Below are 541 nucleotides of genomic sequence, written 5' to 3' on the forward strand. Positions count from 1 at the left end.
GTAACTAACCCAAGGACTCTGGTCGCCGCTGGATGAAAACTCAGAGGCACGTCAGCTTGCCCGAAGCACACCCTCACTCCGTCCACAACGCCCAGAAACCCCTCAAAAGGTATACTTTGCTGGCGGTAAGCCTATCCTGCCCTAGGCATGGATGACAGTTCGCTCAAGCGAACTCCCAGCCGCCCACAACATTTGAAAGCTGACACCAGGCTGATCCTGAGACAGGCCAGCACCTGCGCCAACTCCGTAACTTGCAGAGCGCGAGGCGGGGATCGGAGTGACCGGACGACTGCGCCCCACCCGGTCATGCGAGAAGCCACCACCCCTTCATTTGTAGGACAATGCTGGCGCTAAGCCTATCCTGCCCTCGGCAGTGGTGACAGCTCGATCAAGCGAACCCCCACCCCACAAGACATCTAGAATGCTGGCGCAAAGCCTATCCTGCCCTAGGCAGTGATGACAGTTCGCTCAAGCTAACTCCCACCCCACAAAACATTAAGAATGCTGGCGCAAAGCCTATCCTGCCCCCTGCACCCTGCCC

Origin of the sequence: Brevundimonas bullata, from assembly GCF_003350205.1 — a bacterium.
Taxonomy (GTDB): domain Bacteria; phylum Pseudomonadota; class Alphaproteobacteria; order Caulobacterales; family Caulobacteraceae; genus Brevundimonas; species Brevundimonas bullata.